The organism is Paraburkholderia sp. (assembly GCF_036488505.1).
Classification (GTDB): Bacteria; Pseudomonadota; Gammaproteobacteria; order Burkholderiales; family Burkholderiaceae; genus Paraburkholderia.
Window position 1 is genome coordinate 1 of the sequence record NZ_DASXHN010000190.1, and the last position, 6457, is coordinate 6457.

The window sequence follows — 6457 nt, forward strand, 5'->3', positions numbered from 1 at the left end:
CTCGCCAGTTCCAGATAGTCGTTCTGTGAACGCGGACCGCCGCAGAGCGTTGCAAAGTCGAACCAGACCACACCATCTGCACGTCGCAACGCTTTGAGCTCGCGCTTTTCGATGCGCAGAATCGGGCTTTCGTCGGGCACCGCGGCGAGGCGCGCGTACGCGTCGCGCAACGCCTTGCCGGCAGCGGCGTCCAGCGGCGTGTGATACACCTCCACCTGAGCAAGCGTGCGCTGCCGGTAGTCGACGCCTGCATCGACGTTGATCACGTCGAGCTTCTGCTTGATCAACTCGATCGCGGGCAGCATGCGATCGCGATGCAGGCCATCCGGGTACAGCGTGTCCGGATCGTAGTTGGACGTCATCACGAACTGCACGCCATTCTCGAACAGCTTGTCGAGCAGCCGATAGAGAATCATCGCGTCGGCGATATCCGAGACATGGAACTCGTCGAAACAGATCAGCCGATAACGCTTTGCAATGCGGCGCGCGAGTTCGTCGAGCGGATCAGCCTGGCCCTTCAATTCTTCCAGTTCGCGATGCACTTCGCGCATGAACTCGTGGAAATGCAGACGCGTTTTTCGCTGCACCGGCACGATCATGTAGAAGCTGTCCATCAGGAAGCTCTTGCCTCGCCCGACCCCACCCCACATGTACACGCCGCGCGGCAGGTCCGGGTGAATGATCAGCTTCTTGAACGCGTTCGAGCGGCGCGACTTGTATTCGACCCACTCCTCATAGCACCGCTGCAGCCGCTCGACCGCCGCGCGCTGCGCCGGATCGGACTGGTAACTGCGCGTCTGCAGTTCTTTTTCGTAGTATTCGGTGACGTTCATCGTGTTGCTGCAAAAAAAGGCGGGAGGGAATGAACCCGCCCGCCCTGGTGATACCGAAGATGCGTTCAGTCAGGCGTGCGCGATTACATGTTCAGCGCGCGCTTGTCGACCGCAAGTGCCGCTTCGCGCATGACTTCCGACAGCGACGGGTGCGGATGGCAGATCCGGCCGATGTCTTCCGACGCGGCCTTGAATTCCATCGCCACCACGGCTTCGGCGATCAGGTCCGATGCGTTCGCCGAGATGATGTGCACGCCGAGCAGTTCGTCGGTCTTCGCGTCGGCGATCATCTTGACGAAACCGTCCGCCTTGTTGATGCCGAGCGCGCGGCCGTTCGCCATGAACGGGAACTGGCCGGTCTTGATCTCGCGGCCTTCCGCCTTCAGTTGCTGTTCCGTCTTGCCGACCCATGCGATTTCCGGTTCGGTGTAGATCACCCACGGAATGCAGTTGTAGTCGATGTGCGGCTTCTGACCGTCGATCACTTCGGCGACCAGTACGCCTTCGTCTTCCGCCTTGTGCGCAAGCATCGGGCCACGCACCACGTCGCCGATCGCGTACACGTTTGGCACCGACGTCGCGCAGTGGTCATCCACGTCGATGAAGCCGCGCTCGTTGGCCTTCAGGCCGATCGCCTCCAGCCCGAGGTTGTCGGTGTTCGGCACCCGGCCGATCGACACGATCAGGCGGTCGGCTTCGAGCGACTGCGCGTTGCCGTCCTTGTCCGTGTAGGCGATCGTTACGCTGTTGTCGGTGGTCTTCACTTCGCCGACCTTCACGCCGACGTGGATGTCGAGACCCTGCTTCTTGAACTGCTTGGCCGCTTCCTTCGCGAGCGCCTGGTCAGCCGCGCCGAGAAATTCGGGCAGCGCTTCGAGCACGGTCACTTCCGCGCCGAGACGGCGCCACACCGAGCCGAGTTCCAGACCGATCACGCCCGCGCCGATCACCGCGAGCTTCTTCGGTGCGGAGTCGAACGACAGCGCGCCTTCGTTGTCGGCGACGATCCTGTTGTCGACCGGAATGCCCGGCAGATGACGCGCCTTCGAACCCGTCGCGAGGATCACGTTCTTCGCGGTGACGACTTCGGTTTCACCCTCGCCGCTCACTTCGATCTGCACGCCGGCATCGGTACGGCCGGTGAACTTGCCGTGGCCCTTGAGCCACGTGATCTTGTTCTTGCGGAACAGGAATTCGATACCCTTGGTCATCTTCTCGACGATGCCTTCCTTGCGGGACATCATCTTCGAGATATCGACCTTCACGTTTTCGACCAGGATGCCGTGGTCGGCGAGGTGGTGTGATGCGTTTTCAAACTCTTCCGACGACGCGAGCAGCGCCTTCGACGGAATGCAGCCGACGTTCAGGCAGGTGCCACCGAGCTTCAGCGCGCCGGCCGGGTTCTTCCAATTTTCGATACATGCGACGCTCTTGCCGAGCTGCGCTGCGCGAATGGCGGCAATGTAACCGCCAGGGCCTGCGCCGATCACGACGACGTCAAATTCTTTGGACATGACAATCCCTTTGATGGCGGAACGGCGCCGGGCCACGTTGCGTGGCGCGCGCCGTTCCTGTGCTGCGGTGTTCTAAGGACGTGCTATTCAGACGGCGCCAGCCCGCGCGATGCGGGGCGGCGCCGCCAGTACCGGCGCTTACAGGTCGAGCAGCAGGCGAGCCGGATCTTCCAGCGCGTCCTTCATCGCGACCAGCGACAGCACGGCTTCGCGGCCGTCGATGATACGGTGGTCGTAGGACAGCGCAAGATAGTTCATCGGGCGGATCACGATCTGGCCGTTTTCGACTACGGCGCGTTCCTTGGTCGCGTGCACACCGAGAATCGCGGACTGCGGCGGGTTGATGATCGGGGTCGACAGCATCGAGCCGAACACGCCGCCGTTCGAGATCGAGAACGTGCCGCCGGTCATTTCTTCGATCGACAGCTTGCCGTCCTTCGCCTTCTGGCCGAATTCCGCGATCTTTTTCTCGATGTCGGCGAGGCTCAACTGGTCGGCGTTGCGCAGGATCGGCACCACCAGACCGCGCGGCGAACCGACGGCGATACCAATGTCGAAGTAGCCGTGATAGACGATGTCGTTACCGTCGATCGACGCGTTCACCAGCGGGAACTTCTTCAGCGCGTGCACCGCCGCCTTCACGAAGAACGACATGAAGCCGAGCTTCACGCCATGTTCCTTCTCGAACCTGTCCTTGTACTTGTTGCGCAGGTCCATCACCGGAGCCATGTTCACTTCGTTGAACGTGGTCAGGATCGCGTTGGTTTGCTGCGACTCGAGCAGACGCTCGGCGATACGCGCACGCAGACGCGACATCGGCACCCGCTGTTCCGGACGATCCTTCAGCCACTGGTCGGCCGATGCCGGGGGTTTGACGTCCGGCAGCGACGGCTTCGCGGCCTTCGGGGCGGCAGCCGGTGCCGGCGCGGCCTTGGCAGCCGCCGGCGCGGCCTGGCCAGCAGCCAGCACGTCGCCCTTCGTGATGCGGCCGTCACGGCCCGTGCCGGCGACATCGCCCGCGCTCAGACCCTGCTCGGCCATCAGCTTGCCGGCGGCCGGCGAAGCAGCGGTGTTCGAACCTGTTGCGGCGGCGGCTTGTGCTGCCGGTGCTGCGGTAGCCGGAGCGGCGGCCCGAGCCGGCTTCACCTCGGCTTCGACAGCGGCGGCGCCGGCCTTGCCTTCCGTGTCGATTTTCGCGATCACCTGGTCGGCGACGACGGTGTCACCGTCGTTCGCGATGACTTGCGCGAGAACACCGGCCGAGGGCGCCGGCACTTCGAGCACGACTTTGTCGGTCTCGATTTCGATGAGGATTTCGTCCTGGGCGACAGCCTCGCCGGGCTTCTTCTTCCACTGCAGCATGGTCGCTTCCGAGACCGACTCGGAGAGCTGGGGAACCTTGACTTCAACAATAGCCATTATGAGTATCCTGAATACGTATCGGGTGACGGCACTAAACCTCGACCGCCCGCGAACCGTGCACGCCGCGCCTAAACCTCATGGGATCGTCCGGCGCGGCGCGGGAAAGCGCACTGCGCTTTCCCGGCTCGTCTATTTTCTTATTTAGCGATCGACGCGCTCTTGAGGCGGCCGAAAGCGCCTTCGACCAGCGCCTTCTGCTGCTCGTAGTGCTTCGCGTAGTAGCCGACTGCCGGCGAGGCCGAAGCCGGACGACCGCTGTAGGCGAGCTTCTGTCCTTCCTTCATGCCTTCCTTCAGATGGTGCTCGATGTAGAACCACGGGCCCTGATTCTGCGGCTCGTCCTGCACCCACACCACTTCGGTCGCGTTGTCGAACTTCTTCATCTCCGCTTCGAACTGCTTATGCGCGAACGGATACAGCTGTTCGATACGGAGAATCGCGACGTCGTTCGCCTTCGCTTCGCGGCGATGCGCGACGAGGTCGTAGTACACGCGGCCCGAGCACACCAGCACGCGCTTGACCTTCTTCGCGTCGATCGCTTCGTCGGCTTCGCCCAGCACCGGCTGGAACGAACCCTTCGCGAGTTCCGACAGATCGGACACGGCTTCCTTGTGACGCAGCAGTGACTTCGGCGTCGCGACGATCAGCGGCTTGCGGAACAGGCGGATCATCTGACGGCGCAGCAGGTGGAAAATCTGCGCCGGCGTGGTGGGTTGAACGACCTGCATGTTGTGGTCTGCGCACAGTTGCAGGAAACGCTCGATACGCGCCGACGAGTGCTCCGGACCCTGGCCTTCGTAGCCGTGCGGCAGCAGCATGGTCAGGCCCGACACGCGGCCCCACTTGACTTCGCCCGACGAGATGAACTGGTCGATGACGACCTGTGCGCCGTTCACGAAGTCGCCGAACTGCGCTTCCCACGCGACGAACGTGTTCGGCTCAGCGGTCGAGTAGCCGTATTCGAAGCCCAGCACCGCTTCTTCCGACAGCACCGAGTCGATCACCGTAAACTTCGCCTGGCCTTCGGCGATGTTCTGCAGCGGCACGTAGGTGCCGTCGTTCCAGCGTTCGCGGTTCTGATCGTGCAGCACCGCGTGGCGGTGCGTGAACGTACCGCGGCCCGAGTCCTGACCGGTCAGGCGCACCGCATAACCGGATGCGACCAGCGATGCGAACGCGAGGTGTTCGCCCATGCCCCAGTCGAGCTTCGCTTCGCCGCGGCCCATCGCGCGACGGTCGTTGATCACGCGCTCGACGAGCGGGTGAACCTTGAAGTTTTCCGGGATCGTGGTGATGCGCTCGGCGAGGCGCTTGAGTTCCGCGAGCGGCACGGCCGTGTCGGCCGCGTCGGTCCACTTGCGGTTCAGGAACGGCACCCAGTCCACCGCGTACTTGCTCTTGTAGTTCGAGAGCACCGGGTCGACCGTGTGATGGCCTTCGTCCATCGCCTTGCGGTAAGCCTTGACGAATTCGTCGCCTTCCTCGGCCGTGATCACACCCTGCTGCACCAGCTTTTCAGCGTACAGCGCGCGCGTGCCCGGATGCCTGGCGATCGTTTTGTACATCAACGGCTGCGTGACGGCCGGCGTGTCCTGCTCGTTGTGGCCCAGTTTGCGGAAACAAACGATGTCGACGACGACGTCCTTGTGGAACTGCATCCGGAAGTCGATCGCCATCTGCGTAGCCAGCACGACCGCTTCGGGATCGTCGCCGTTCACGTGCAGCACCGGCGCCTCGATCATCTTGACGACGTCCGAGCAGTACAACGTGGAGCGCGAGTCGCGCGGGTCCGACGTCGTGAAGCCGATCTGGTTGTTGATGACGATGTGCAGCGTGCCGTGGGTGCCGTAGCCGCGCGTTTGCGCGAGGTTCAGCGTTTCCATCACGACGCCCTGGCCCGCGAACGCCGCGTCGCCGTGGATTTGCACCGGCAGCACCTGCAGGCCCGAGTCGTCGCCACGACGGTCCATGCGTGCCTTTGCCGAACCCTCGACCACCGGGTTGACGATTTCGAGGTGCGACGGGTTGAACGCGAGCGACAGGTGGACCGGGCCGCCCTCCGTCGAGACGTCCGACGAGAAACCCTTGTGGTACTTCACGTCGCCTGCCGGCAGATCGTCGACGTGCTTGCCCTCGAATTCGGCGAAGAGGTCGGCCGGCATCTTGCCGAGCGTGTTGACCAGCACGTTCAGACGGCCACGGTGTGCCATGCCGATGACGATTTCCTGCACGCCGTTGGCGCCGCCGTGACGCACCACTTCGTCCATCGACGCGATGAAGCTCTCGCCACCTTCGAGCGAGAAGCGTTTCTGGCCGACGTACTTGGTATGCAGGAAACGCTCGAGGCCTTCGGCGGCCGTCAGGCGGTTCAGGATATGCTTCTTCTTTTCGTTGCTGAAGTTCGGCGTCGAACGGATCGACTCGAGCTTCTCCTTCCACCAGCGCTTCTGCTCGGGATCGCTGATGTACATGTACTCGGCGCCGATCGTGCCGCAGTATGTATCGCGCAGGGCCTTGACGATGTCGCGCAGCGTGCCGCGCTCGAACCCGAAGTACAGATTCGTTGCGCTGAACTCCTGGTCCATGTCGGCTTCGGTGAAGTCGTAGAACGCGGGTTCAAGTTCGGGGATCGCGGGACGTTCGCGGCGCTTCAGAGGATCGAGATTGGCCCATTGCGAGCCGAGGAAG

4 protein-coding genes are annotated in these 6457 nt (G+C 63.0%); all 4 read right to left on the minus strand.

Annotation, left to right across the window (positions count from 1 at the left end; genetic code table 11):
• Nucleotides 1-833: cell division protein ZapE (gene zapE / locus VGH68_RS11100; RefSeq protein ID WP_331603672.1), on the minus strand; the 833-nt coding region annotated here is incomplete at its 3' end.
• A gap of 83 nt (nucleotides 834-916) precedes the next feature.
• Complete coding sequence (lpdA, locus tag VGH68_RS11105) at nucleotides 917-2347, minus strand: dihydrolipoyl dehydrogenase (RefSeq protein WP_331603673.1); 1431 nt, start codon at nucleotides 2345-2347, stop codon at nucleotides 917-919.
• A gap of 138 nt (nucleotides 2348-2485) precedes the next feature.
• A complete protein-coding gene (gene odhB, locus VGH68_RS11110; protein WP_331603674.1) occupies nucleotides 2486-3766 on the minus strand; it encodes a 2-oxoglutarate dehydrogenase complex dihydrolipoyllysine-residue succinyltransferase in 1281 nt (426 codons plus the stop codon).
• 140 nt (nucleotides 3767-3906) lie between these two features.
• Nucleotides 3907-6457 (minus strand): 2-oxoglutarate dehydrogenase E1 component (locus VGH68_RS11115; protein ID WP_331603675.1); only part of this gene is annotated, 2551 nt, incomplete at its 5' end.